Origin of the sequence: Megamonas hypermegale, from assembly GCF_900187035.1 — a bacterium.
Classification (GTDB): Bacteria; Bacillota; Negativicutes; order Selenomonadales; family Selenomonadaceae; genus Megamonas; species Megamonas hypermegale.
In genome coordinates, this window is record NZ_LT906446.1 from 247,469 (window position 1) to 274,062 (window position 26,594).

The 26,594-nt window shown below is 35.2% G+C and carries 25 protein-coding genes and 1 riboswitch; of the genes, 16 read left to right on the top strand and 9 right to left on the bottom strand.

Annotated features, from left to right (window positions below):
* Positions 1–105: 105 nt before the first annotated feature.
* The 4 genes from CKV65_RS01200 to CKV65_RS01215 form a co-directional block, all read right to left on the bottom strand.
* Complete coding sequence (locus tag CKV65_RS01200) at positions 106–1,773, bottom strand: formate--tetrahydrofolate ligase (RefSeq protein WP_027890506.1); 1,668 nt, start codon at positions 1,771–1,773, stop codon at positions 106–108.
* A gap of 77 nt (positions 1,774–1,850) precedes the next feature.
* Positions 1,851–1,938, bottom strand: a riboswitch (ZMP/ZTP riboswitch).
* Positions 1,936–2,835 (bottom strand): bifunctional methylenetetrahydrofolate dehydrogenase/methenyltetrahydrofolate cyclohydrolase FolD, encoded by a 900-nt coding sequence (folD, locus tag CKV65_RS01205; RefSeq protein WP_027890505.1) that lies wholly within the window; start codon positions 2,833–2,835, stop codon positions 1,936–1,938. (Overlaps the previous riboswitch by 3 nt.)
* A gap of 16 nt (positions 2,836–2,851) precedes the next feature.
* On the bottom strand, positions 2,852–3,697 hold the full coding sequence (locus tag CKV65_RS01210) for a 4-hydroxybenzoate octaprenyltransferase (RefSeq protein WP_027890504.1): 846 nt from the start codon (positions 3,695–3,697) through the stop codon (positions 2,852–2,854).
* On the bottom strand, positions 3,690–5,150 hold the full coding sequence (locus CKV65_RS01215; protein WP_027890503.1) for a menaquinone biosynthesis decarboxylase: 1,461 nt from the start codon (positions 5,148–5,150) through the stop codon (positions 3,690–3,692). Before CKV65_RS01215 ends, CKV65_RS01210 begins: the two co-directional genes overlap by 8 nt.
* Positions 5,151–5,351: 201 nt before the next feature.
* Here CKV65_RS01215 and CKV65_RS01220 point away from each other — a divergent pair, with 201 nt between their 5' ends.
* From CKV65_RS01220 to rsmI, 7 genes are all read left to right on the top strand, one after another.
* Positions 5,352–6,812: an aminotransferase class I/II-fold pyridoxal phosphate-dependent enzyme gene (locus CKV65_RS01220; protein ID WP_027890502.1), complete on the top strand. Its 1,461-nt coding sequence runs from the start codon at positions 5,352–5,354 to the stop codon at positions 6,810–6,812.
* Positions 6,809–7,477, top strand: a complete 669-nt coding sequence (locus CKV65_RS01225) for a dTMP kinase (protein ID WP_027890501.1) — start codon at positions 6,809–6,811, stop codon at positions 7,475–7,477. Before CKV65_RS01220 ends, CKV65_RS01225 begins: the two co-directional genes overlap by 4 nt.
* Positions 7,478–7,643: 166 nt before the next feature.
* Positions 7,644–7,979, top strand: a complete 336-nt coding sequence (locus tag CKV65_RS01230) for a DUF327 family protein (RefSeq protein WP_027890500.1) — start codon at positions 7,644–7,646, stop codon at positions 7,977–7,979.
* A gap of 1 nt (position 7,980) precedes the next feature.
* Positions 7,981–8,967, top strand: coding sequence for a DNA polymerase III subunit delta' (holB, locus tag CKV65_RS01235; protein WP_027890499.1), 987 nt, complete (start codon positions 7,981–7,983; stop codon positions 8,965–8,967).
* A gap of 10 nt (positions 8,968–8,977) precedes the next feature.
* Complete coding sequence (locus tag CKV65_RS01240) at positions 8,978–9,805, top strand: PSP1 domain-containing protein (RefSeq protein WP_027890498.1); 828 nt, start codon at positions 8,978–8,980, stop codon at positions 9,803–9,805.
* Positions 9,795–10,538: a tRNA1(Val) (adenine(37)-N6)-methyltransferase gene (locus CKV65_RS01245; RefSeq protein ID WP_423250139.1), complete on the top strand. Its 744-nt coding sequence runs from the start codon at positions 9,795–9,797 to the stop codon at positions 10,536–10,538. The genes CKV65_RS01240 and CKV65_RS01245 overlap by 11 nt, the downstream gene beginning before the upstream one ends.
* Before the next feature lie 15 nt (positions 10,539–10,553).
* A complete protein-coding gene (gene rsmI / locus CKV65_RS01250; protein ID WP_036254858.1) occupies positions 10,554–11,411 on the top strand; it encodes a 16S rRNA (cytidine(1402)-2'-O)-methyltransferase in 858 nt (285 codons plus the stop codon).
* A 39-nt stretch (positions 11,412–11,450) separates the two neighbouring features.
* Here the strand turns inward: rsmI and CKV65_RS01255 are convergent, their stop codons facing one another.
* The 3 genes from CKV65_RS01255 to CKV65_RS01265 form a co-directional block, all read right to left on the bottom strand.
* Entirely contained in the window at positions 11,451–12,536 is a 1,086-nt protein-coding gene (locus CKV65_RS01255) for a hypothetical protein (RefSeq protein ID WP_051177637.1), read from the bottom strand.
* A gap of 113 nt (positions 12,537–12,649) precedes the next feature.
* Positions 12,650–13,531 (bottom strand): diacylglycerol/lipid kinase family protein, encoded by an 882-nt coding sequence (locus CKV65_RS01260; RefSeq protein WP_027890495.1) that lies wholly within the window; start codon positions 13,529–13,531, stop codon positions 12,650–12,652.
* 19 nt (positions 13,532–13,550) lie between these two features.
* A complete protein-coding gene (locus tag CKV65_RS01265; RefSeq protein ID WP_027890494.1) occupies positions 13,551–15,206 on the bottom strand; it encodes a putative polysaccharide biosynthesis protein in 1,656 nt (551 codons plus the stop codon).
* A gap of 163 nt (positions 15,207–15,369) precedes the next feature.
* On the opposite strand from CKV65_RS01265, the gene CKV65_RS01270 reads away from it, so the two are divergent.
* Together CKV65_RS01270 and CKV65_RS01275 are read left to right on the top strand one after the other, a co-directional pair.
* Complete coding sequence (locus CKV65_RS01270; protein ID WP_027890493.1) at positions 15,370–16,143, top strand: DUF4931 domain-containing protein; 774 nt, start codon at positions 15,370–15,372, stop codon at positions 16,141–16,143.
* 130 nt (positions 16,144–16,273) lie between these two features.
* A complete protein-coding gene (locus CKV65_RS01275) occupies positions 16,274–16,501 on the top strand; it encodes a (2Fe-2S)-binding protein (RefSeq protein WP_027890492.1) in 228 nt (75 codons plus the stop codon).
* Positions 16,502–16,566: 65 nt separating this feature from the next.
* On the opposite strand, the gene CKV65_RS01280 is transcribed toward CKV65_RS01275, so the two are convergent.
* Both CKV65_RS01280 and CKV65_RS01285 read right to left on the bottom strand, forming a co-directional pair.
* Positions 16,567–18,195, bottom strand: coding sequence for a peptide chain release factor 3 (locus CKV65_RS01280; RefSeq protein WP_027890491.1), 1,629 nt, complete (start codon positions 18,193–18,195; stop codon positions 16,567–16,569).
* A gap of 97 nt (positions 18,196–18,292) precedes the next feature.
* Positions 18,293–19,408: an MBL fold metallo-hydrolase gene (locus CKV65_RS01285; RefSeq protein ID WP_027890490.1), complete on the bottom strand. Its 1,116-nt coding sequence runs from the start codon at positions 19,406–19,408 to the stop codon at positions 18,293–18,295.
* 144 nt (positions 19,409–19,552) lie between these two features.
* On the opposite strand from CKV65_RS01285, the gene CKV65_RS01290 reads away from it, so the two are divergent.
* From CKV65_RS01290 to CKV65_RS01320, 7 genes are all read left to right on the top strand, one after another.
* A complete protein-coding gene (locus CKV65_RS01290) occupies positions 19,553–19,984 on the top strand; it encodes an aldo/keto reductase (RefSeq protein ID WP_027890489.1) in 432 nt (143 codons plus the stop codon).
* Positions 19,985–20,539: 555 nt separating this feature from the next.
* Positions 20,540–21,649: an IS200/IS605 family element RNA-guided endonuclease TnpB gene (tnpB, locus tag CKV65_RS01295; RefSeq protein ID WP_095197714.1), complete on the top strand. Its 1,110-nt coding sequence runs from the start codon at positions 20,540–20,542 to the stop codon at positions 21,647–21,649.
* A gap of 120 nt (positions 21,650–21,769) precedes the next feature.
* The gene (locus tag CKV65_RS01300; RefSeq protein ID WP_081654868.1) at positions 21,770–22,516 is read left to right on the top strand and encodes an aldo/keto reductase; all 747 of its coding nucleotides are present in this window, start codon (positions 21,770–21,772) and stop codon (positions 22,514–22,516) included.
* Positions 22,517–22,732: 216 nt separating this feature from the next.
* On the top strand, positions 22,733–23,917 hold the full coding sequence (locus tag CKV65_RS01305) for an ABC transporter substrate-binding protein (protein WP_027890574.1): 1,185 nt from the start codon (positions 22,733–22,735) through the stop codon (positions 23,915–23,917).
* A gap of 65 nt (positions 23,918–23,982) precedes the next feature.
* Complete coding sequence (locus tag CKV65_RS01310) at positions 23,983–24,870, top strand: branched-chain amino acid ABC transporter permease (RefSeq protein ID WP_027890573.1); 888 nt, start codon at positions 23,983–23,985, stop codon at positions 24,868–24,870.
* A 9-nt stretch (positions 24,871–24,879) separates the two neighbouring features.
* Positions 24,880–25,827 (top strand): branched-chain amino acid ABC transporter permease, encoded by a 948-nt coding sequence (locus CKV65_RS01315; RefSeq protein ID WP_027890572.1) that lies wholly within the window; start codon positions 24,880–24,882, stop codon positions 25,825–25,827.
* Positions 25,824–26,591: an ABC transporter ATP-binding protein gene (locus tag CKV65_RS01320; protein WP_027890571.1), complete on the top strand. Its 768-nt coding sequence runs from the start codon at positions 25,824–25,826 to the stop codon at positions 26,589–26,591. Before CKV65_RS01315 ends, CKV65_RS01320 begins: the two co-directional genes overlap by 4 nt.
* Positions 26,592–26,594: the final 3 nt, after the last annotated feature.

The following is a 26,594-nucleotide window of genomic DNA, read 5'->3' on the forward strand; positions in this document are numbered from 1 at the left end:
TGTTTTAGATGAAAAAACCATTAGAAGATTTTATTATAAAAAATACACCACCAAAAGTTAAATATGATGTCTAATTTTTGGCGGTGTATTATAAAATATTATTTTTTAGAATAAGCCTGTAATTTTGCCGTTTATATCAATATCCATATTTTCAGCAGCTGGTTTTTTAGGAAGTCCAGGCATTGTGAGTACATTACCTGTAAGAGCTACAATAAAGCCAGCACCAGCGCTTATACGTAATTCACGAACAGTGATTCTAAAGCCAGTTGGTGCACCGAGTTTTGTTTGGTCATCGCTCAAGGAGTATTGAGTTTTAGCCATGCAAATTGGCATTTTATCAAGCCCAGCAGCTTCGAGTTCTGCGATAGTTTTTTCAACAGCTGGAATGTAATTTACGCCGTCAGCACCGTAGATTTTAGTGGCAATTGCATTGATTTTATTTTTAATAGTATCGTTTTCATCATACATATAATGGAAATCGGAAGGTTTTTCTGCTGCTTCAATAACTTTTTTAGCAAGGTCAATAGCACCTTCGCCACCTTTTGCCCAAGCTTCAGAAATACTAACAGATGCGCCCATGCTTTCGCAAAGAGTTTTGAGTTCTTGTAATTCGTTTTCTGTATCTGTAGGAAATGCATTGATAGCAACTACGATTGGTAAACCGAATTTATGAATGTTTTCAATGTGTTTAGCGAGGTTTGTCATACCTTTTTTGAGTGCTTCAATATTTTCTGTGCCAAGTTCAGTTTTAGCAAGTCCGCCGTGCATTTTTAAAGCGCGAATTGTTGCTACGATAACGACAGCATTTGGTTTAAAGCCAGTGAAGCGGCATTTGATATCGAGGAATTTTTCAGCACCAAGGTCAGCACCGAAGCCTGCTTCTGTTACAGTGTAATCAGCCATTTTCAAAGCGTATTTTGTAGCCATTACGCTGTTGCAACCATGAGCGATATTAGCAAAAGGGCCACCATGAATGAGCGCAGGAGTACCTTCAAGTGTTTGTACAAGGTTTGGTTTGATTGCGTCTTTAAATAATAATGTGAGTGCACCAGTTACGTTTAATTCTTTAGCACGAACAATACGGCCAGAACGTGTATAACCAATGATGATGTTGCCGAGGCGTTTTTTCATGTCTTCAAGGTCAGAAGTTAAGCATAAAATTGCCATCATTTCAGATGCAACAGTGATATCGAAACCAGTTTCACGAGGTACACCGTGTGCTTTACCGCCAAGACCACAGATAATATTGCGAAGTGCGCGGTCATTTAAGTCGAGAACGCGTTTCCAAGTGATACGGCGAACATCAAGGTCAAGTGCGTTACCTTGTTGAATGTGATTGTCAATAACAGCTGCTAAAAGGTTATGAGCTGTAGTGATAGCATGGAAATCACCAGTGAAATGAAGGTTGATATCTTCCATAGGTACTACTTGAGAATATCCGCCACCAGCTGCACCGCCTTTAAGACCAAAGCAAGGACCAAGAGAAGGTTCACGAAGGGCAATTGTAGTTTTTTTGCCGAGTTTGTGAAGAGCATCACCAAGTCCAATGCTTGTTGTTGTTTTGCCTTCACCTGCTGGTGTAGGGTTAATAGCAGTAACGAGGATTAATTTACCATTTGGTCTGTTTTTTAATGTATTCCAGTAATCAAGGGAAATTTTAGCTTTATATTTTCCATATAATTCAAGGTCATCTTCAGGGATTTCAAGGTGTTTAGCAATTTCAGTTATAGGCTGCATGACAGCTTCTTGAGCAATTTCAACATCTGTTTTCATTTGGGTAATTACCTCCAATTTGTTTTATATTACTATTATCTCATATCTCAGGACATAAAAAAACGCCTGAGCATATGATTTTATGCCCAGACGGTCGACTTTTTTGTAAATAGTACGGTTCACGTGGTTAATTCCACTTAAAATCCGTCAGTTCCGTACCGTTTATGAATTTATGTCTTTATTATAACAAAGTGCATATTGATTAGCAAGTTGCATTTTTAATGCTGTAACAGTATTTTGCATTAGCATAGCGATTGTCAAAAGACCTACGCCACCAGGTACAGGTGTGATAGCTCCAGCAACGTTTACGGCATTTTCAAAATCGACATCACCGACAAGTTTTTTTGGTGCAATGCGGTTAATGCCAACATCGATTACTGTAGCACCAGGTTTTATCATATCTGCTGTGATAAATTTTGGCTTACCAATAGCTGCAACTATAATATCTGCACTTTTACATATTTCTTTTAAATTTTTTGTATGGGAATGGCAGATAGTAACTGTAGCATTTTTAGATAATAATAAATGTGCCATCGGTTTACCAACGATATTGCTGCGGCCGATTACAACGGCATGAGCGCCATCGATGTTTATATTGCTAGCTTCGAGCATTTTTAAGCAACCGTGTGGAGTACAAGGGATTAAAGCTTCTTGTCCAGTGACGAGCTTGCCTACATTGATAGGATGAAAACCATCTACATCTTTAAATGGATTTATTTCATTTAAAATTTCTTCTTCATGTTGCGCAATAGCTTTTGGCAATGGTAATTGTACTAAAATACCATGAATTTCTTTGCGAAAATTTAATTCATCGATTTTGCGAATTAATTCTTCTTTTGTAGTAGTTTCAGGCATTTCAATGACTTCGGAATAAATGCCTATTTCTTCGCAAGCTTTATGTTTATTGCGTACATATACTTTAGAAGCAGGATTTTCGCCTACGATGATAACGGCTAAACCAGGTGTTACGCCGTATTCTTGTTTAATGTTTAAAATTTCTTTTTTTGCTTCTTCTTTAAATTGAGTGGCGAAAACTTTGCCAGATAGGATTGTTGCAGTCAAAATAAGCACCTCCGCTTTAAATTAAATCTATTAATGTAAATATAAAGATAACAATAGATACAATGCCGTTGCGCATGAAATAAACTTGCGTTAGGCGATGAAAATCATTTGGTGAAATTATATTGTGTTGATAAATTAAAGTTACAATAGCAATTAAAACGCCAATGTAATAAATCCAAGATAAATCAAAATAAATTCCAGTTAAAATAAAGCATAATATTGATACGCAGTGAAGATAAGCGGCAATGCGATGAGCTTTAGCAACGCCAAATTTTGTCGCTAAAGAATGCAAATGATGCTTTAAATCAAATTCACGGTCTTGACTGCCGTAAATTGCATCAAAACTACCTATCCAAAGGCAAACACCGCCACTTAAAAATATTATACCGAGTGGAAGTTGTCCTGTCACAGCCATATATCCGCCCGCTGGTGCCATGGCAAGAGCTACGCCAAGGAAATAATGGCAAAGAAATGTAAATCTTTTTGTATATGGATAAAATAACAAAAAGAATAAACAGATAGGTGTAAGCTTTAAGCAGATTGGTGCAAGTTGAGCGGCAGAAAATAAAAATATGGCTAAACTTATGATGATTAAAACGAAGACTTCAATTGGTTTTATGGTGCCAGCTACAAGCGGGCGTTTTTTCATGCGGGGTTGAACTTTATCAAATTTTAAGTCAACAATATTGTCCATAGCAAGTGCAGAACTTCTAGCACCTACCATAGCAAGTGTAACCCAGATAAAATCGTGAAAAGTGGGAATACCCTTTGCCGCAAGGAACAATCCCATATAAGCAAAGGGCAGAGCAAATACTGTATGATGAAGGGCAATATTATTGATATGAGCGGAGAGCTTACTCAAGACCGAGTTCCGCCCATTTTTTATCTACTACTTTTTTGATGTCATCAGACATTACTATTTCATCAGGCCATTCACGACTATGACCTTCTTCTACCCAAGTTTTTGTAGCATCAATGCCGATTTTTGTACCCCATTTAGCCATTGGTGAAGAGTGGTCGAGAGCATCTAATGGGCCATCTACCATGACTAAATCTTGTTTAGCATCAATATTATTGTAAACACGCCACCAAACTTCTTTTTCATTTTGTACATCAACATGTTCATCAACTACGATGATTAATTTTGTGAACATCATTTGACCCATGCCCCAAAGAGCGTGCATGACTTTTTTAGCTTGCTGTGGATATGTTTTTTTGATGGATACCATTACACAATCGTGGAAAACGCCTTCAAGTGGGAAGTTGATATCGCGAATTTCAGGAATAGCTTGCTGTAAAAGTGGCAAGAAAATGCGTTCTGTAGCTTTAGCGAGATAGCAGTCTTCCATTGGTGGTTTACCTACGATAGTTGCCGCATAAATAGGATTTTTGCGATGTGTGATACAAGTGATATGGAATACTGGATAGTCATCAGCGAGAGAATAATATCCTGTATGGTCACCGAATGGGCCTTCACGGCGAGTTTCACCGATATTTACATAACCTTCTAAAACGATTTCGCTTGTAGCAGGAACTTCAACATCGACAGTTTTACATTTAACCATTTCTACGGATTTTTTACGCAAAAAGCCTGCAAATACCATTTCATCAATATCGCGTGGCAATGGAGCAGTAGCAGAATAAGTAACGACTGGGTCTGTTCCGATTGCTACAGCCACTTCGATTTTGTCTACGCCCATTTCTTTATAAGCACGGTAATTGCTAGCGCCATCTTTATGCAAATGCCAATGCATACCAGTTGTTTGACTATCATATTTTTGTAAGCGGTACATACCTACATTGCGTTTACCCGTTTTAGGATTGCGTGTAAATACAAGTGGTAAAGTGATGAATGGGCCACCATCTTGAGGCCAACATTTTAAAATAGGAAATTTGTCCAAGCTTGGATTGTCTGTGATGACAACTTCTTGACATGGTGCTTTTTTTACGTATTTAGGGAAATTTATAGCTCTTTTTGCAGTAGGAATGATATGCAGTAAATCCATTTTGTGTTGCAAAGAGATATACGGTAATTTTAAAATTTCTCTGAGTTCATTAGGGATTTCTTCAATATCATCAACGCCAAAAGCAAGTGCTAAACGTTCTTTACTGCCAAAAGCGTTCATAAGAACAGGCATATCATAACCGATAACATTTTCGAATAAAAGGGCTACGTTTTTATCCCCTTCCATTTTAGATACGCGGTCAGTAATTTCTGTGATTTCTAAGTTGCAATCAACAGGTGTTTTTATGCGCTTAAGCCAGCCATGCTGTTCTAAAGCTTTAATATATTCTCGTAAGTCATAGAAAGCCAAGAAATTCACTCCTTAATTAAATTTATTTTGCATTGAATATTATAGCATAATATAGGCTGTTTTTCTTTGAGATGATGATAAAAAAGGTTTAAAGCATATCTTTTTTATTATTTATAATGGAGCTTCAAGGTAGTTTAAATTTTACAGTATATAGTATAATATTTATTGAATTTAATTATATGAAATAAGGAAGGTTTATTGATGGAGCAAAACAAAACACCATTGTTTACAGCAATGAAGAATTATATTGCGGATAAAGCGATGGCTTTTCATACGCCGGGGCATAAACAAGGTAAAGGTATTCCCGATGAAATGCGTGAGATTATAATGCCTGATGGTTTAAAAATGGAAGTTTCCTTGATGGAAGAATTAGATGATATACATGGTGCAACTGGCTGTATAAAAGAAGCACAGGATTTAGCGGCTGATTTATATGGCGCGGATGAAAGCAGATTTTTTATCAATGGAACGACGGGAGCAATTCATGCAATGTTGCTTACGGCATTAAATCCAGGCGATAAAGTCATTGTGCCACGCAATGCTCATCGAAGTGTATTAGGTGGTTTAGTGCTTGTAGGTGCGACACCTGTATTCATTCAACCTGAAATAGATGAAAAATTGGGTATTGCTATGAGTATAACGCCAAATGAAGTGCAAAAAGTGATAAGTGAAAATCCAGAAGCTAAAGCGCTCGTCATGGTTTATCCTACATATTACGGCGTGGCTGGTGATATAAAAAAAATAGCTAAAATTGTACATGAAAATGATATGGTATTGCTCGTTGATGAAGCGCATGGACCCCATTTGCTCTTTTCTGATAGATTGCCAGTGCAGGCATTAGATGCAGGAGCAGATATTGTAGCGCAAAGCACACATAAAATTTTAGGTTCAATGACACAAACTTCGCTGTTGCATATGAAAAAAAATCGTGTAGATGTAGAGCGTTTTAATAAGATGTGTAGCCTTGTGCAATCCACTAGCCCGAATTATTTATTGATGGCTTCACTTGATACAGCTAGAAAACAAATGGCGACAAATGGTCGTGAACTCGTAGAAAAAGCAGTGGATTTAGCAGAAGATTTACGCTGCAGAATAAATGAAATAGATGGATTGTATTGCTTTGGCAAAGAATATATGAATAGCGCTGGTAAATTTGCTTTAGATGTTACGAAATTGACTGTAAGCGTGCGTGAATTGGGCATAAGTGGCGCGCAGGCAGAACATATTTTGCGTCATAAGTATAAAATTCAATGTGAATTATCCGATTTTTATAATCTGTTGTTCATAATTTCATACGCAGATGGACAATATGAGTGTGATTATCTCTACAATGCTTTAAAAAGTTTAGCAGGAGAATTCATTGGAAAAAAACAAAAAGAACTTGTACAGATAAAATTGCCGTCTTTGCCTGAATATGTATTATCACCGCGCGAAGCGATGTTTAAAGAAACGAAAAAAGTAGAATTTAAGCAAAGTGCAGGTAAAATAGCAGGTGAAATGATAACATTTTATCCACCGGGAATACCGATAATTTATCCAGGTGAAAAAATAAGTAAAGAGATTATAGATTATGTAGATTTGCAAAAAAATAATGGCGGCAATGTAATTGGCCCAGAAGATGCTAATTTAAATACAATTAGAGTGGTGGTAGATGAAAAATGAAAGGAAAATTGATAATTATTGAAGCTGGCGATGGTTCGGGTAAAGCTACGCAGACAAAATTATTATATGATAGATTAGTGCGCATGGGAAAAAGCGTAATGAAAGTGGAATATCCAGATTATGAAAGTGAAGCGTGTGCCCCTGTTAAGATGTATCTTAGAGGTGAATTTGGCGGTCATGCTGATGATGTAAATGCGTATGCGGCATCACTGTTTTTTGCTGTAGATAGATATGCATCATATCGTAAAAAATGGAAAAAAGCATATGAAGAAGGCACTATCATTTTAGCTGATAGATATACGACTTCTAATATGGTACATCAAGCGGTAAAAATCAAAGATGAAACAGAGCAAGAAAATTTCTTGCATTGGCTTTGGGATACAGAGTTTACAAAAATGGGATTACCTGTGCCAGATAAAGTGATTTTCTTGAATATGCCACCATATTTGAGTGATAAATTGATTGAAAATAGAGCTAAGAAGACAAATACCGCCAAAGATATTCATGAAAAAGATACGGCATATTTGGCAAGATGTCATATGGTTTATGAACAGATGGCACAAAAATACGATTGGGATATTGTAGATTGTGCTAAAGATGGAGCATTGCGTTCGATTGAAGATATACATGAAGATGTTTTCAGTGCTATTAAAATGTATTTATAAATCAATTTGTTTATGATATACTAATTTCAGTTATATATGTGATGATATGCGTTGTGCTAGTAGGAATTTTTATTTTAAATTAGCCTAGAATGTAATATTATTTTGAAATATTTGCTAGCGCAAAGTATGAATATTTATTTTTGTATTAATCTAGGAGAATTTCAATATGAGAGAATTTGTAGTATCTGATGTAAATGCTCAAAAACAAAAAATATTAACAGAAGCTAAATCACTAGTACAAAATCCTACGGTAGAAAATATGCAAGCATATCAAATTACGATAAAAGATTTTGTATCATCTGCTGTAGCGCAGTTGTATATGACAGCAATAAAATCTGCTTGGGAAAATAAACCACAGGAAAATTTTTATCTTCAAATAAGTGAAGTAGATAATATGCTTCAAAAAATCAGTCAATCTGTAGATGAAGGCAACACGGAAAATTTAATAAATCAATGCGGACAATTAAATGAACTATTAGAAAGATTGTTCTGGTATAACTGAAATGAATGATTGGTCTAGTATACAAGGACATGAACAGATAAAAAACGATTTGCGGCAACTTTTGGCAGAAAAAAGGTTGCCGCATGCGTTGCTTTTTACAGGGATTGAAGGTATTGGTAAAAATTTAACGGCTAACGTTTTGGCAAAAGTTCTTTTTTGTAGTGGTGAAAAAGAAAAACCGTGCAATAATTGTTCATCTTGTAGGGCTTTTGATGCTAAAAATCATCCCGATTTTTATTGTTTAGAGCCTGAGGGAAAGGCTAATAATATAAAGATTGAACAGATTAGGCAAATGCAGTCACAAATCGCTTTATCGCCGTATTTAGCTGATAAGCGAGTTGTAATAATCAATGATGCTGAAACTATGAATGAAGCGGCAGAAAATAGCTTGCTTAAGACTTTAGAAGAGCCAACAGGTGATGTTGTTTTTATTTTAGTGACGGCAAATAAGGATTTATTATTGCCTACAATTTTATCGCGTTGTATGAAATTGTATTTTGCGCCTCTTTCAGAAGATGAAATAAAAATTATTTTAAAGAGTAAATATGCTGTTAATGAGGATAAGGCTACAGTGATTGCTAAATTATCTGGTGGCAGTATGAAAAGAGCAATATCTTTTCTCGATGATGATAATTTTAATTTGTGTCAAAATGCAATGGATTTTTTGTCTAAGGATTTAAATGCAAAAGATATATGGCAAATAAGCGATGAATTTTCTGCTATGGATAAGGCTAAAATTAAGCAATGGGCAGATTTTTTGCAAATGATAATAAGGGATTTATTATTATTACAAGCAGGCGCAGATGATAATCTTTTATATAATAGAGATAAAAAAGATGTACTAGATAAACTTATAGTAAATTTTTCATTAAATCGATTGTTTAATTGTCAAAATTTGATAGAAAATCTTGTAAAACGTTTAAGTTCTAATGCAGATTTAAAACTTATGATGCAGGATTTTATGTTGAGTTGGCGAGAACAAAAGTAGGAGGTTAAATGTGCAAACCGTTGTAGGTGTAAGATTTAAAAAAGCATGTAAAATATATTATTTTAGTCCTGGTGAACTTGTATTAGAACAAGGCGATGGCGTTGTAGTAAAAACAGCTCGTGGTGTGGAATTTGGGACAGTAGTAATTGGCCCTAGAGATGTTTTAGATTCTGAAGTGGTGCAGCCACTTAAAGAAGTACAGCGCAAAGCGACTGATGAAGATAGAGCTAAATTAGCAGAAAATAATATAAAAGAACAAGAAGCTTATAAAATTTGTGAAGAAAAAATTCAAAATAGACAATTACCAATGAAATTAATCAGTGTAGAATATACACTTGATGTGAATAAAATCATATTCTATTTCACAGCTGATGGACGCATTGATTTCCGCGAACTTGTTAAGGATTTGGCGGCTATTTTTCATACTCGTATTGAATTACGTCAAATTGGCGTGCGCGATGAAGCAAAATTATTAGGTGGTATCGGCTGTTGTGGTAGACCGCTTTGTTGTGCGACTTTTCTTGGTGATTTTGAACCAGTGTCTATACGCATGGCTAAAGACCAAAGTTTATCATTAAATCCTACAAAGATTTCCGGTATTTGTGGTCGTTTAATGTGTTGCTTAAAATATGAAAATGACTTATATCAAGGTTGCAATAAACATAATAGTATTGTAACACCACCTAAACAGGGAAGTCGTGTCGTATCTATAGAAGGGGAAGGCAAGGCGATTTCTATAAACACACAAAAACGTACAGTAACTGTTTTGTTGGATACGAAGAAAACGATAGTAGCTTCTTGGGAAGACGTTATAGAAAAAGATGAAGATGACATTTAATTTAAATGAAAATGAACGCATTGATGATTTGCTAGCTGGCGGACTTAAAATAATTCAAAATAATACTGAATTTTGTTTTTCTATTGATGCAGTACTATTAGCTCATTTTGCTACAGTGCGAAAAAATTATTGTGGTTTGGATTTGGGAACAGGAACAGGTGTTATTCCTCTTTTATTATCGCCTCATATCAAGCATGTGGATGCTTTAGAAATAAATCCTGTTACAGCTGAAATTGCGGAACGAAATGTGCAGCTCAATAAATTAGAAGATAAAATTTGTATTAAGCAAGGCGATTTATGCCAGATTGAGCAGTATTATAAGCCTAAAAGTATGGATTTTGTTGTATCTAATCCGCCGTATCGTCAAATAAATCAAGGTCATATAAATCTTTTAGATGGTGTAGCAAGAGCTAGACATGAAATTACTGCTAAATTAGATGATGTAGTAAGAGCGGCGAGTTATGTATTGAAATATCACGGTCGTTTCGCCATGGTGCATTTGCCAGAACGTTTAGGTGAAATAATGGTAGCTTTTCATAAATATAAAATAGAAGCAAAGCGACTTCGTTTAGTTCAGCCTAAGCGCGATAAATCACCTAATATTGTTCTGATTGAAGGCGTAAAAGAGGGTATGCCTGGTGGACTTACGGTTGAGCCGACGCTTATTGTGCATGAAGATAATGGCGATTATACGCGAGAACTACTCAAATATTATTATCCAGACAGATTATGAAAGGTTGGGGAATAAATGATAAGTGAACAGGAAAAAGGCTGTTTATATTTAGTAGCCACGCCTATCGGTAATTTGGAGGATATGACATATCGTGGCGTAAGAATATTAAATGAAGTTGATTTAATTGCCGCAGAGGATACGCGAAATACGCGAAAATTATTATCACATTACGATATCCATACTTTGCTTACTAGTTATCATGAACATAATAAATTCACAAAGGGACCACAGCTTATTGAAAAATTAAATGAAGGCATGAATATTGCTGTAGTAAGTGATGCGGGACTTCCGGGAGTTGCCGACCCAGGTACGCATATAGCACAACTAGCAATAGCAGAAGGCATAAGAGTCGTGCCAATTCCTGGAGCTAATGCTGCATTATCAGCGCTTATTTGTTCAGGGCTTGATACAGTTAAATTCACATTCATTGGATTTTTGCCGAAAACATCTAAAAAAAGACGCGAATTATTATTAGAGATAAAAAATCGCATGGAAACATTGATTTTTTATGAAACACCGTATCATTTAAAAGATATGTTAAAAGAATTAATAGATGTTCTAGGTGAAGATAGACAGGCTGCGACTTGTCGCGAACTCACTAAGAAATTTGAAGAATTTAAGCGGGGAACACTTGGGCAGTTAAGAGATTATTTTGCTGAAAATGAACCGCGCGGTGAATTTGTAGTAGTCGTTTCAGGTTGCAAAGAAGATTTTGTAGAAAAAGAGCAAGAAGCTGTTTTGACACCTGTTGAATATGTAAAAAAATTAGTAGATGAAGGCAATACTAAAAAAGAAGCTATGAAAATAGTAGCTAAGAAATTGAATATGAGTCGTCGAGATGTTTATCAAGCTGTTTTAGCAGACGAAAAATAAAAAAATGCACTTTGATTTATTCAAAGTGCATTTTGCATTTTATTTATCATTACCTAAAACTTCTAGAGTTGGCAAACTATCAGTAGCAGTATCAACAGTTAATATGTCTGTTGTATCAGTTGCTTCGCCGATTTTTTCAATTTTTGGTGGTGCTATAGCACTGTCTTTGACTTCTTGGGGAACGGTTTCAACTGGCGAAGTATTAAATTTAGATAATTGTATTGTCATGTTAAATTTACTGCGTTCTAAATAATTTTTTATGATATTGCGCACAGTTGCACCGTTGATAGGCGAACCGTTAACAGATAATTTTTCATCAGAAATATTATTTAAAATATCTGTACCTAATTCATAAATTACAGGAGATAAATCAGCATTTACAGAAGTTATGCGCATATTTTTTTTATCAATTGTGATTTCATAAGATAATTCGCGCTGTTTTGTCAAAGCTTCTTTTAATTGTTTATTTTCATTTATTTTTTGATAAAATTCATTTACTTCTTGCATCTCTTTACTATTTAAATCGGAAATGCTCAAAGCTTGATTTAATTTATCTTCATCTAATAAAGCTTTGTTATATGTTACATATATTTTAGTCGTATTTTTATTAGCATCGTACATGAAGATATTTTTGATATCTTTATCGATGCCATCGACGTTGTTATTCATTTCTTTTTTATAATTCTGGATAAAATCCTCTGGTATTTTAATTGATTGTACATACCATTGGTCGGATTTTATGCCTGAATTATCATTGTCTAATTTAGGTTCTGTTTGAGTTTTGAAATACTGTTTGTAAACATTGCCGTCTAATTCAGTATAATACTGTGTATTTGCTTTAAAAGAAGTATCAACTATCCATAAATTTAATAGAAGCGACATATCGCCATTTGTAAATACAGGATAAGCGTAATTTCCGTTTAATTTGATATTACAATCAGCGAGAGGCCCAGTCATAGAGAGGTCAATACTGTAAGCGGCATTTTGTGTATTTACAGTATTTTGCGTTGCCTGCTTTAAGAATTCAATTGCTTCTGTCTTGGCATTATTGGCAAATGCTACAGAACACAGGCACAAGGTAAAAATAATACTACATAATAAGGTAAATATGGATTTTGATTTCATGGCATTGTCGCCCCCTTCATTATATGTATATTCTAATTATATCATAACAATAAAAGAAAAGCTCATTCTTGTTTATGAAAGAATGAGCTTTATATATTGCTTTTTTAGTGATTTTAAAGTATAAACATCTTTAATTTATGGGAAACTGTTTCAACTGTAATCGGAAGACCAGGACCGATTTCACCATCTAAATCACTTTCTATATTATCAGGGCAACTAAATTTGAAATATGTTGCTTGTTTATGGATTATATTTTTGTTATCGAGTACATTTTTTCCAGCGATAATATCGGTAGCTATTTTCATGAGTTCTGGAAAATTGCATTGACGTAAAATTATCATATCTAATTTGCCATCGTCGATTTTTGCATCAGCGATATTTTTAAAACTAGCTACGACTGGAGAATTAATGACGAGGATAAAAAATATTTTTTCATGAAATGTTTCACCATCAGCTTCAATAGTGAAATCAAGAGCACGCAGTTTTGGTAATTCACCGATACCGCGTACATAATAAGCAAGTTTGCCAAAGGTATTTTTCAGGCGAGTATTTACTTCATGTGCAACACTTGTCATCATACCAGCACTTGCCACATTGATGAAATATTCATCACCGATAGAACCAACATCAACGTATTTTGATTTGCCTGTACAGATATTTTCGAGATACTGTTCAAAATTATCTTCAATTACGAGATATGAAGCGAAATCATTAGAAGTGCCACTAGGAATTATGCCGACAGGAATGTCCAAATTTTCTTTTAACATCATATTGATTATTTTGTGAAGCGTTCCGTCTCCTCCAGCGGCAATAACGCCATCGGCTTTCAGTTCATGTATACAAGCAGCAAAATATGGGTCAAATTTTTCTTTTTTTGTGCGATACGGTATGATTATGCAATCACGACTTTGAAACTGGTTTATGATGTCGTCAAGTTTTTTCTTGAACATAGCATCGCCAGAAACGGGATTATAAGCTAAAAGAAATTTTTTCATTATACCTCCTGATAGATTATTAATGTTTCAATATACCTAATTTCTTAAATAAACGAATACTTGGAGCACCAATCATAGGAATGCGTTCAATATCTGCTTCCATGATACCACCGATTAAAATAAGAACGACGATATAAACAAACATACCAACGAATAAAGAACCAAATGTAGCAAGGGCATTGCTACCGATTTCAAGCATTAAAAATTCATAACCAAAATGGATTACAGCCGCCATTATAGCAGCAGCACCGATGGTTTTTAAGAGCTGACCTATTTCCATTTTATAATTTATGTATTTATAAAGGAAATATAAATTAATGATGGCAGCGATACCGATATCAGCGACAGTAGCCCAAGCTGCGCCCATGATACCGAGTGATGGTTGAGCTGTCAATGTCCAGTTTAAAATAACTTTAGCGACAGCAGCGATAACCATGTTAATCATTGGAATTGTTGGATGACCTAACCCTTGTAATACGCCTGTTGTAACTTGATGAAGTCCCAAAAGAACAATGCTAAAAGATGATACCCAAACAGCAGGGCCAGCACCTGGAGCGTTGTAAATCAATGAAGAAATTGGAACAGCAAGCATTAGTACTGTTACAAAAGCAGGGAAACAAATAAAGTTAGAAATACGCATAGCAGCCGCTGTTTGATTGAAACAACGTTTTGTATCTTTAAGTGTACGAGCTTCAGAGATGGCTGGAACGATACTTACAGCAAGAGAAGCCGTGAGTATTGTTGATAAATTGACAAGTGGAACAGCCATACCTGTTAAGTAACCGAAAAGTTCTGTTGCTTCGTGGACACTATAGCCTGCAACTTCCAGACGAGATGGAACGATGATGAGGTCAAGGTTAGAAACGATAGGTAACATTATACTTGCAGCAGAAACTGGCAAAGCTAAGACGAAAATACGACGAATGATTTTCCAAACCGATGAGGTAGATGAATCCACCACAGGTTTTAATTCATTGCCATACGTTTTAGCAATATCTCTATCTAATTTCCAATGGAAATAAACGAGAACGATGACACCTGTTACAGCACCAGCGAGAGCACCGAGTGAAGCACCAGCAGCAGCAAATTCAAGCCCATATGGCAAGAGTAATTGCGCAAATAAAATCATGGTGATTACGCGGAAAATCTGTTCTACAATCTGGGAAACAGCTGTTGGAGTCATGCGCTGCCAACCTTGTAAGTAACCGCGAGAACTAGCTAAAATCGTAACGAAGAAAACGGCTGGAGCCAAAGCTACGATAGAATAATAAGCACGTGGGTCGCGGACGAATTGCCAGTCAATCAGCCATTGAGCACCAAAATAAGTGAGAAGACTGAAAAACAATCCTGTGCAGAACATGAAGCACATAGATATGCGGAAAATACGTCTAGCACCAAGGATATCTTTAAGAGCTACGCGTTCTGCTGTTATGATTGAGATAGCAACAGGAACGCCGGCAGAAGATACGGTAAGTGCCAAAAAGTAAATTGGAAAAGCCATTTGATAAAGGCCAATACCTTCCCCGCCAAGTACGCGGGATACAAAAATCCAGTTGAGTGAACCGATTACCTTTACAACTAGACTGGCTACAGTTAAAATAAATGTTCCCTTGAGAAAACTTTCGGCTTTATGCGATTTTTTTGGAGAATTTTCTTGTGCGTTAATGGAAAACACCTGCTTTAAAACATCATTTTCTTTTGACTTAAAAGGCTGTATAATAATAAATACAGTGCTTAGATAAATTTCATACTAGAAAATTATAGCATTTATCGCTTAACTATGCTAGTATTTTGTTAGCTTGTACTAGAATGTGAATTTTTCAGAAAGGAATATCTTCATGGAATACAATTATCTTGGATTTGATATCAACATAGGAAAAACGAAGCCAGAAAATATTATTCATAAAGATGCTGCTTGTCCGTTTTGTGATGTAAAAAACTTGAAAAATATCATTGATACACAAGACGATATGATACTTTTGGAAAATAAATATCAGGTATTGCAAGATGCTTATCAATTGCTTATTATCGAAGGTAGTAAATGTGATGCTGATATTCCAGATTATACATTAGAACATATGTGTGCTTTAATGCGCTTTAGTATAAAACATTGGCTTAATGTAATTGAAAGCAAAAAATATAAGACAGTATTGTTCTTTAAAAATCATGGGCCTTTTTCTGGTGGAACGATGCGTCATCCACATATGCAAATTGTAGGATTGAAAAATTTGAGTTCAAAAAATATGTGGGATAAACGCCAATTTGAAGGTGAAGAAATTGCTCGTGAAAATAAAGTTGTGATGAATTTATCGACAAAACCACGCGTTGGCTTCACTGAAATAAATGTGATTATGCAAGGTTTAGATGATATAGACATATTGGCAAAATATTTACAAATAGGTGTAGATTATATTAGAAATTATTTTAGTGCAAGATGTAACAGTTATAATTTATTTTTCTATTTAGTAGATGATTGTATCTATGTTAAAATTATGCCACGATTTGCAACATCACCACTATTTATCGGTTATAACATCGAACTTATTCCTAATAATTTAAATGAAATTGCGGCACAGATAAAGCGAATTTACTTTGGCGAAAAAAACGACTAAGCTATTTTGCATAGTCGTTTTTTTAGTATAAATACTAGTTGCATATATTTCATAAATATATTATAAATAGTAGTGTAAGAGTTATATTATATTTTATAGATTAAACATACTATAATAAAGGAGTGTTTTAGTGGAAAACAATAATTTAAATGAATTGGTTTTAGACAAATTGACAAAAGTTTGCATCTGCAAGAGCATAAATAGAGCTGCAATAAAAAAAGCCATTGCCAGCGGTGCAAAAACTGTCATTGAAGTGAAGAAAATAACTGGTGCAGGCAATGGTTCATGCCATGGTCGTCGTTGCACACCTAAAATACAAGAAATTTTAGATAGTGAATTAGCAAAACAAGATAATTAAATTTAAATAGATAAAATAAAGCCCTTAAAAGTAATAACTTTTAGGGGCTTTCGTATTTTTAAAAATTATTTCATATCTTCTTCAGCGTCTTCTTTTTCTGGTGGAACGTGGAAAAGTTCGAGGTCTGGATTATTATCTTGTATCCAGCCAAGTGCCCATTCATTGCTTACGAGGAGAACAGGGCGTTCTTTCATATCATAAACAAACATACCTCTATCAGCACCGCGAAGTGCTTCTGGAGTTACAGGGCGATTGTCTTTGAAGCGAAGCCAACGAGCAACTTCAAATGGTTGCATGTTCATGACAATTTCTGTATTGTATTCGCTTTTTAAACGGTATTCGAGTACATCAAACTGCAATTGACCTACTGTGCCGACAATATAGGATTCCATGCCTGCGCCTGCTTGCTGGAATAATTGTACAGCGCCTTCTTGTGTGAGTTGCATAATACCTTTTACGAATTGTTTGCGTTTCATTGTATCTTTTGCGGATACACGAGCAAATCTTTCTGGCGGGAATACAGGGAAATCAGCGAATTTAAATTTATGAGAAGGCATACAAAGTGTATCGCCGATGCCGAAAATACCTGGGTCAAATAAGCCTACGATATCGCCTGGATAAGCTGTATCTATAATTTGGCGGTCTTGTGCCAAAAATTGCTGTGGTTGAGCAAGTTTTACGGATTTACCACCTTGCATATGATATACGCTCATACCGCGTTCAAATTTACCGGAGCAAATTCTAATGAAGGATAAGCGGTCATGATGTGCAGGGTTCATATTAGCTTGGATTTTGAAAACGAAGCCAGAGAATTTTTCATCATCTGGTTGAATTAGTCCATCAGAGCTCATACGTGGCTGTGGTGGTGGTGCAAGGCGGAGATATTCTTCTAAGAAACCGCGTACACCGAAGTTAGTCATGGCACTACCGAAGAACATCGGTGTGAGTTCACCTTTATTAACTTTTTCCATAGACCATTCTTCACCAGCAACATCGAGTAAGTCGATATCATCTAAGAGTGCTTGATAGATATCTTCACCGATAGTTTCTTTAGCTTTTGGGTCATTTAAATCGTAAATGATGGATTCACGTTCTTCTTGACCGTGGGAAGTATCTTCACTGAAAAGTTCGACTTTGCCTGTTTCGCGGTGATAAATACCTTTATAATGTCCATCTGTACCGATTGGCCAATTCATAGGATAAGAGCGAATGCCTAAAACGTCTTCAATTTCTTCCATAAGTTCGAGTGGTGCTTTACCGTAGCGGTCAAGTTTGTTTACGAAAGTGAAAATTGGAATATGGCGTTGTTTGCAGACTTTAAATAATTTTTTAGTCTGAGCTTCGACACCTTTGGCAACGTCGATAATCATTACAGCGCTATCAACAGCCATCAATGTACGATACGTATCTTCACTGAAGTCTTGGTGACCTGGTGTGTCTAAGATGTTGACACGGCAACCAGCATAATCGAATTGCAATACACTGGAAGTTACAGAGATACCACGCTGTTTTTCAATTTCCATCCAGTCGGATACAGCATGGCGCTGAGTTTTACGAGATTTTATAGAACCTGCTAAATGGATAGCTCCTCCATAGAGCAGTAATTTTTCCGTCAATGTGGTTTTACCAGCATCTGGGTGAGAGATAATCGCAAAAGTACGTCGTTTTTGAATTTCAGTTTGTAATTCCGACAATTTAAATCCTCCTACTTAATAACATCGTTTATTATTTTATCACGCTTTACGTTATTAAATAAAGAGCTTTATTAAAAATTAAGCATTAATAGCAATTTTAGATTTCCCACCATTTATCAAATTGTTGTTTTTTATCATCTAAGTAAATTACTTCTCCGATTTTAGGAGTTAGCAATTTATAATTTTTATTCATGCTGGCTTTTTGTATGCGAATGAAAGGGTCTTTCCAAGTATGAGGGCTTAGAGCAAATTTTCCGCAGTGAACAGGCAGTACATTTCGCGCTTTTATTTCCATGGAAGCTTGTGCCATTTCTTCAGGCATCATATGTACTTGTGCCCAGCTTGTGTTGTATTGACCGTTTTCCATTATGGCAAAGTCAAAGCCGTTAAACATTTCACCGATGCGTTTAAAATGATTGCCATAGCCACCATCACCACTATAAAAGATTTTCTTATTTGGGGAAATGATAGCAAAAGAAGACCAAAGTGTCTGATTTTTTTCTGTGAGTCTGCCCGAAAAATGGCGTGATGGCAAGATATGAAATTGCCAATTATCGGGAAGTTCGATTTTACTTGACCAATCACCTTCGTGAATTATGGAAGGAGAAAATCCCCAATATTCAAGATGTGCACTGACGCCTAATGGACAGATGATATTTTTTATTTTAGGTTTTAATGCCATGATGGTAGCGTAATCTAAATGGTCCCAATGGTCATGTGAAATTACTAAAAAATCTATATCAGGCATATCGTTTGGTGCATAGATATTTGTGCCTGGAAATGTTTTATTGATAAAAAATACAGGTGAAGCATAATTGCTGAAGACAGGGTCAACGAGAATGTTTTTACCGTCAATTTGCATGAAAAAACTGGAATGACCAAACCAGATATAAAAATTTTCGTTTTTAGGTAGCGATTTTATATCTGTTTTTATGGTAGGCAGTGGTTTATCTGGAAAGACAGTGCCTTTAGGTGGCAGTAAAATATCTTTCATACTGCTTAAAAAATCGCTATCCATAGAGGTAGGCATGATGGACTCAAAATTTCTAAACTCTCCATTAATATAATGAGGGGAATGGATTACTTTTTCTTTGAGTATGTTTTTTGTGCCAGCACCGACTTTTGGCTGTTTCATGAAGGTTATGCCACCGAGTGCGACTAAAATGGCAGTTATGCCAGCTGTTTTTAAAAATTTACGTCGTGTATATGTCATAGTTTTTACCTCTAAATTAAAATACTTCTATATAATAATTATAAAGGTTGAAGTGAGCTATAAGTCAAACGATATTGACTTGTAGTTTACTTAAAGGTGTATATTAATATATATTGGAAGTTTTAAGGAAAAGGAGGTTCTTTTATGAGCTATTTAGGTGAGAATATAAAAAAACTCGGTTTTGGTTTAATGCGTTTGCCACAAAAAGATGGGGCAATTGATATCGAGCAAGTGAAAATAATGGTGGATAAATTTTTGGCGGCAGGTTTCACTTATTTTGATACTGCTTGGGCATATCCAGGAAGTGAAGAAGCAATTCATAAAGCTTTAGTGGAAAGATATCCGCGTGAAAAATATCAATTAGCGACAAAAAATGCTGCTTGGATTAATTGCAAGACAAAAGAAGAAGCGATTAATCAATTTGAAACTTCACTAAAACAAACTGGTGCAGGTTATTTTGATTTTTATTTGTTGCATAATTTAGGCGAAAGTCGCACACAGTTTTTTGATTATTGTGAGCCGCACACTTGTGATTTTAATCATGAGTTAGGCGAACAAAATAGTCAGCGTATATAGAAATATGTACGTAGAGATAGACTAAGATCTATCCAATACTGTTTGAATTGCTGGAAAGCCCTAAAGATATCTGAACTACAACGTAAACATGAAATAAAGTTAAACGTGAATGTGGCGAAAGCAGAAAAAATCAGATATATAGCATAAGGTTAAATCCTAAGTGTTGAAAAATGGACAATCAGCAGCGAAGCTCCGAATAGGAGAACGTTCAACGACTATTCCTCTTGAGGGAAGTACTCAGTAAGCTATTGACTGAGGAAGTGGACAGACTCTAACAGGTAAAGCTGAGGGATAAGATATAGTCTGTGCCGTTACGAAAGTAACGGAAGTTCATAAGAGAACTGTATAGAAAGTAGCGTTTCTATATGAACGAGACCTCATAATACGACTAAAGAAGAACCTACAGTTCTTGTATATGTTATTTAAAATAGGCAGTTAATATATAAACACTTGTTATATTGCTATACATATGTCATGATTATATTAGATGATAGTATGGAAGTAATACGTGGGATATATTTATTCATTAATTAGAAGAAAGCGTAAGTGTTTATTATGGAAAAAGCTTATAAATTTAGGATATACCCCAATAAAACACAAGAAAGTTTACTTCAAAAAACTTTTGGCTGTGTACGTTTTATATATAATCACTTTTTAGATAGAAGAATTAAAGCATATGAACAAAATAAGAAAAATATAGGTTATAATGAATGCTCAAAAGAGCTTACTCAATTAAAAAAAGAAAAAAAGTGGCTTAAAGAACCAGATAAATCCTCTTTACAAAATGCTTTAAAGAATTTAGATACAGCTTATAAAAACTTTTTTAATAGACAAAAAGCAGGCTTTCCTAAATTTAAATCTAAAAAGAATCGGTATAAATCGTATAAAACAAATATGACAAATAACAACATTGTATTTTTAGGAAATAAAATAAAATTACCTAAAATAGGTAAGATAAAAATAAGAGATAAATATTGCCAAATAGAAGGTAGGATTTTAAGTGTGACAGTATCACAGACTCCTAGTGGAAAATATTACGTTGCACTATGTTGTACAGACCTGCCTCAACCTGAATTCATAAAAACGAATAAATATGTCGGTTTGGATTTAGGAATAAAGGATTTTGTCATAACCTCAGATGCAGTAAAATATAGCAATCCTAAATACTTGCAGAAATCATTGACTAGATTAGCTAAGCTTCAAAGAGAGCTTTCTCGAAAAACAAAAGGAAGTTCAAATTGGGAAAAGGCTAGAGTAAAAGTAGCTAAATTGCATGATAGAATTGCCAATCAAAGACGTAATTTACTACATCAAGTGACATGTCAACTTATCAGAAACTACGATGTAATCTGTCTTGAAGATTTGCAAGTTGAAAATATGATGAAAAATCATAAATTAGCAAGAAATATAGCTGATGTCAGTTGGTCAGAGTTTATGAGACAACTAACATATAAAGCCAAATGGTTTGGCAGGGTTATTGTCAAAATAAATAAATTTTATCCTTCAAGCCAATTATGTCATATTTGTGGGTATAAAAATACTGAAGTAAAAAACTTAAATGTTAGAAAGTGGAACTGTCCTGAATGTAAAACACATCACGATAGAGATGTAAATGCAGCTATAAATATTAGAGATGAAGGGTTAAGAATATTAAACATAGCTTAATCTTGAATAACATATACAAGAACCGTAGGAACTATGGGGATAGCTCGGAGATACTGTATTCGTTAGAATACTTGACCGAGAACCCCGCGACTTTAGTCGTGGGAGGTTCAGGAATTCGATATGTGGAGTTTTGTACAGGAGAAAAAACAACAAGGGTTGATAAAACACGTTGGTTTTTCATTCCATTCTACGCCAGAAGAACTTGAAGAAATCTTGCAAAAACACCCAGAAATGGAATTTGTACAGTTACAGATAAATTATGCTGATTGGGAAAATCCAGCAGTGCAGTCGAGAGCTTGTTATGAAGTAGCACGCAAATACAATAAACCTGTAATCATAATGGAACCTGTAAAAGGTGGTATGTTGGCTACTCCACCAAGTAGCGTAGTTGATGTATTTAAAAAGGCAAATCTTGAAAAATCCGTAGCTTCGTGGGCAATTCATTTTGCTGCTGATTTAGAAGGAATAATAACAGTTCTTTCAGGTATGAGCAATATTGAACAGATTGAAGACAATATTGCCAATATGAAAGATTTTAAACACCTTACAGAAGATGAAAGAGCAGTCATAAAACAAGCGCAAGCAGAACTTAATAAAATAGATTTAATTCCGTGTACAACGTGTAATTATTGTGCAAAAGTTTGCCCAAATAATATTGGAATATCTGGCTCATTTACAGCTATGAATTATTTAACTTTGTACAAAAATAAAGATGCAGCACTTCATCAAGAAAATTGGCTTGTTAAAGGTCATGGCAAAAAACGTGCCGATGAATGTATAAAATGCGGAAAATGTGAACAAATTTGTCCACAACATATAGCTATAAGAGATAATTTAGAAAAAGTAACAAAAAAATTATTAAATTGAAAAATAAAATGATAAATACTTCTATCTATCTATATTAAGATGGAAGTATTTTTTTGTCTAAATATATCATATTTTATCTCTTAATAAAAAATAAAAAACTATTGACTGATGTAAACTTGTAAATTATAATAAGATACATCAACACAATAGGCAGTTGAAGAAATTATTTTAATGTCTTTAAATTCTTTATGAATTTATTGTTGGGGAGGAATTATAATGAATTTTAGTAAAAAACGTCTCCGCATTGCAGGACTGCTTTTGGGTATTACTATGCTCGGCAGTGTAGTTGCAGGTTGTGGTGGAGACCAAGCAGCAAACGACGATACTATTAAAGTCGGCGCAAACTTTGAAATTACAGGTAATGTTGCTAACTATGGTACAACAGCTAGGGACGGATTTAATCTTGCTATCAAAGAAGCAAATGAAGCTGGTGGCATTAACGGCAAAAAAATTACTGTTATTGAAGCCGATAACAAATCAGACCCAGCAGAATCTGCAAACGCAGCTACAAAACTTATCTCTGATGATAAAGTTGTCGCTATTGTAGGTCCAGCTACTTCTGGTGCTGTACAGGCTGAATCTCAGATTGCAACTGAAAATAAAATTCCAATCATTGCACCATGTGCAACAAGCCCAGATATTACTGTAGAAAATGGACAAGTTAAACCATATGTATTCCGTGGTTGCTTCATTGACCCATTACAGAGTAATACAATGGCAAACTTTGCAGCTAATGAATTAAAAGCAAAAACTGCTGTTATTTATTTAGACTCCAGTACAGATTATTCTAAGAGCTTAGCTGAAGTATTCAAAAATAAATTTGAAGCTTTAGGCGGTAAAGTTGTTATGGAAGAAGCTTTCGTAGCTAAAGACCAAGACTTTAAAGCAACTCTTACAAATATCAAAACAGCAAACGCTGATGTAATTTATATTCCAGCTTACTATGAAGAAGTTGGTAAAATCGTAAAACAAGCTCGTGAACTTGGTATCACACAGCCAATCTTAGGTACTGATGGTTGGGACGATACAAAAGTAGTAGATATCGCTGGTGCAGATGCACTTAACAATACTTACTATGTTACTCATTATATTGATACTGACCCAGATGCTAAAGCATTTGTTGATGCATTCACAAAAGAATATGGTCATGCTCCTGGCGTATTTGCCGCTCTTGGTTATGATGCAGGTAAAATGCTCGTAGATGCTATTAAACGCGCTGGCAGCACAGACCCTGAAGCAATTCAGAAAGCACTTGCAGAAACTAAAGATTTGCAAGTTGGTACTGGTAAACTTACAGTTGATGAAAATCATAACTTGATTAAAAATGCGTTTATCATTGAAATGAAAGATGGCGTAAAAACTCTTAAAGAAAGAGTAACACCAACAACCGCAGAAGGTTGATTGATTACTAGGTAAATGCAAAGAAGCCGCAGAAATGCGGCTTTTTTTGTGAAGGAGGAACGAAGATGGATTTTTTTCAGCAATTTATACAACAGCTGATAAACGGTATTTCCTTGGGAAGTATTTATGCACTTATCGCCCTGGGTTATACAATGGTTTACGGTATTATTAAATTAATTAACTTCGCTCATGGCGATATTTACATGGTAGGCGCTTATATTGGTTTCTTCTCTGTTAGCATAGCGCACTTTTCTATCATTCCATCATTGATTATTTCCATGGTGGTTACAGCTGTTTTAGGTATGTTAGTAGAACGCATTGCATATAAGCCATTGCGTAAAGCACCACGTCTTTCACTGCTCATTACAGCGATTGGTGTATCATTCTTCTTAGAATATACTAGTATGTATTTCGTATCACCAACACCACGTACATTCCCAAATGTTGTAGACATACCAGCTATTAACATTGGCTCATTTATAATTAATGGACAACAGTTGATGATTTTTGCGATAACTATAGTATTAATGATTATCTTAACGTATATCGTACAAAAAACTAAAATGGGTAAAGCAATGCGTGCCGTTTCTTTTGATACAGAAACAGCTCAGCTCATGGGCATCAATGCTGACCGCATTATTTCATTTACATTCGGTATCGGTTCAGCACTTGCAGCTGCAGGTGGTGTACTTGTAGGTGTTTATTATAACTCTATTGACCCACTCATGGGTATTATGCCAGGTCTTAAAGCTTTCGTTGCAGCCGTTCTCGGTGGTATTGGTAGTATCCCAGGCGCTATGACTGGTGGTATTGTACTTGGTGTAGTTGAAGCACTCGTTTCTGGTTTTATTTCCTCAACATTCCGTGATGCAGCAGCTTTTGCTATTTTGATTTTAGTATTATTATTTAAACCATCTGGTATTTTCGGTAAGAATACTAACGAGAAAGTGTAGGTGGTAAAAGTGAATTCATTGAGAAAAAGAGATTTAATAACATTAATATTATCTTTGGTATTATTTGGTGTTTTATATTTTTTGATGGAAACAGGTATTATCGGTTCTTTTTGGGAATTGAATATTTTTCTTATCTGTATCAATATTATAATGGCAGTAAGCTTGAACTTGATTAATGGTTATACGGGACAATTTTCACTGGGACATGCTGGTTTTATGGCTGTCGGTGCATATGTTGGTGTAGTATGTACAGTTAATTTTCACGTTCCATTTGGCTTGGCTTTAATACTTGGTGGTTTAGCTGCTGGTGTTTTAGGATGCTTAATCGGTCTTCCTACACTTCGCTTAAAAGGCGACTATTTAGCTATTGCTACATTGGGACTTGGTGAAATCATTCGTATTGTCATAATGAATATTGAATATGTTGGCGGTGCAGCAGGTTTTAAAGGTATTCCGCATTATACAACTTTTCCATGGGTATTTTTAGTAATGCTATTTACATTGTTTTTCATTAAAAACTTTGTTAATTCCAGATATGGTCGCTCTTGTATAGCTGTACGTGAAAATGAAATAGCAGCAGAAGCTATGGGCGTAAATACTACAAAATATAAAGTTATGGCATTCACTATCGGCGCAATATTTGCTGGTATTGGTGGCGGTTTATTTGCACATTGCTTCTATATTATTAATCCATCATCATTCACATTCATGGCATCATTTAACTTCTTAATCATGGTTGTACTTGGTGGTTTAGGTTCTATTACAGGTTCTATCGCTGGTGCTTTCGTTGTAACATTCGTTTCTGCCGCTTTGGCTAGCTGGCCAGAATTCCGTATGATTATATACGCAATCGTATTGATTTTATTGATGTTCTATCGTCCACAAGGTCTTTTTGGCTACAAAGAAATTACTAATATGAAATTTTTTCAACGTTTCAAAGGAGGCCATAAAGCATGAGTGAATTATTAAAAACAAGTGGCGTATCTAAGGTCTTTGGTGGTCTTAAAGCTGTATCAAATTTTGACATGGAGATAAATGAAGGCGAGCTTATTGGCTTGATTGGGCCAAATGGTGCAGGTAAAACAACAGCATTTAACTTGCTTACTGGTGTATATCAACCTACAACAGGAACGATTGATTTTAATGGAAAAAGTATTATTGGTTTAAAACCATATGAAATAACAGGCAGAGGCATTGCGCGTACATTCCAAAATATTCGTTTGTTTTCTGAACTTACTGTACTTGATAATGTAAAAATCGCTTATGATATTCATGCTAATTGCAGTTTAATAGAATCAGTATTGCGTGTTGGTCGTTATCTTAAAGAAGAAAAAGATATTGAACAGAAAAGTTTAGATTTGCTCAAGATTTTTAAATTAGATGATAAAGCATATGAAGTAGCCAAAAATTTGCCATATGGTGCACAACGTCGTCTGGAAATTGCTCGTGCTTTAGCGACAAAACCAAAACTTTTATTGCTTGATGAACCAGCAGCTGGCATGAACCCGCAAGAAACACAAGAACTTATGAATATGATACGCTGGATACGTAAAGAATTTGGTCTTACTATTTTGCTCATCGAACATGATATGAGTCTTGTTATGGGAATTTGTGAACGCATCTATGTACTTGAATACGGTAGCATTATCGCTAGTGGTACACCTGATGAAATTAAGACCAATCCGGAAGTAATCAAAGCATATTTAGGCGGGGAGGCGTAAATA

Excerpts from the sequence above, each read along its gene's own strand:
- CKV65_RS01305 (WP_027890574.1), top strand. The coding sequence starts at position 22,733 with ATGAATTTTAGTAAAAAACGTCTCCGCATTGCAGGACTGCTTTTGGGT.
- CKV65_RS01320 (WP_027890571.1), top strand. The coding sequence starts at position 25,824 with ATGAGTGAATTATTAAAAACAAGTGGCGTATCTAAGGTCTTTGGTGGT.
- CKV65_RS01220 (WP_027890502.1), top strand. The coding sequence starts at position 5,352 with ATGGAGCAAAACAAAACACCATTGTTTACAGCAATGAAGAATTATATT.
- CKV65_RS01310 (WP_027890573.1), top strand. The coding sequence starts at position 23,983 with ATGGATTTTTTTCAGCAATTTATACAACAGCTGATAAACGGTATTTCC.
- rsmI (WP_036254858.1), top strand. The coding sequence starts at position 10,554 with ATGATAAGTGAACAGGAAAAAGGCTGTTTATATTTAGTAGCCACGCCT.
- CKV65_RS01285 (WP_027890490.1), bottom strand. The coding sequence starts at position 19,408 with ATGACATATACACGACGTAAATTTTTAAAAACAGCTGGCATAACTGCC.
- holB (WP_027890499.1), top strand. The coding sequence starts at position 7,981 with ATGAATGATTGGTCTAGTATACAAGGACATGAACAGATAAAAAACGAT.
- CKV65_RS01245 (WP_423250139.1), top strand. The coding sequence starts at position 9,795 with ATGACATTTAATTTAAATGAAAATGAACGCATTGATGATTTGCTAGCT.
- CKV65_RS01225 (WP_027890501.1), top strand. The coding sequence starts at position 6,809 with ATGAAAGGAAAATTGATAATTATTGAAGCTGGCGATGGTTCGGGTAAA.
- CKV65_RS01290 (WP_027890489.1), top strand. The coding sequence starts at position 19,553 with ATGAGCTATTTAGGTGAGAATATAAAAAAACTCGGTTTTGGTTTAATG.
- CKV65_RS01270 (WP_027890493.1), top strand. The coding sequence starts at position 15,370 with ATGGAATACAATTATCTTGGATTTGATATCAACATAGGAAAAACGAAG.
- CKV65_RS01200 (WP_027890506.1), bottom strand. The coding sequence starts at position 1,773 with ATGAAAACAGATGTTGAAATTGCTCAAGAAGCTGTCATGCAGCCTATA.
- CKV65_RS01230 (WP_027890500.1), top strand. The coding sequence starts at position 7,644 with ATGAGAGAATTTGTAGTATCTGATGTAAATGCTCAAAAACAAAAAATA.
- CKV65_RS01255 (WP_051177637.1), bottom strand. The coding sequence starts at position 12,536 with ATGAAATCAAAATCCATATTTACCTTATTATGTAGTATTATTTTTACC.
- tnpB (WP_095197714.1), top strand. The coding sequence starts at position 20,540 with ATGGAAAAAGCTTATAAATTTAGGATATACCCCAATAAAACACAAGAA.
- CKV65_RS01260 (WP_027890495.1), bottom strand. The coding sequence starts at position 13,531 with ATGAAAAAATTTCTTTTAGCTTATAATCCCGTTTCTGGCGATGCTATG.
- CKV65_RS01300 (WP_081654868.1), top strand. The coding sequence starts at position 21,770 with ATGTGGAGTTTTGTACAGGAGAAAAAACAACAAGGGTTGATAAAACAC.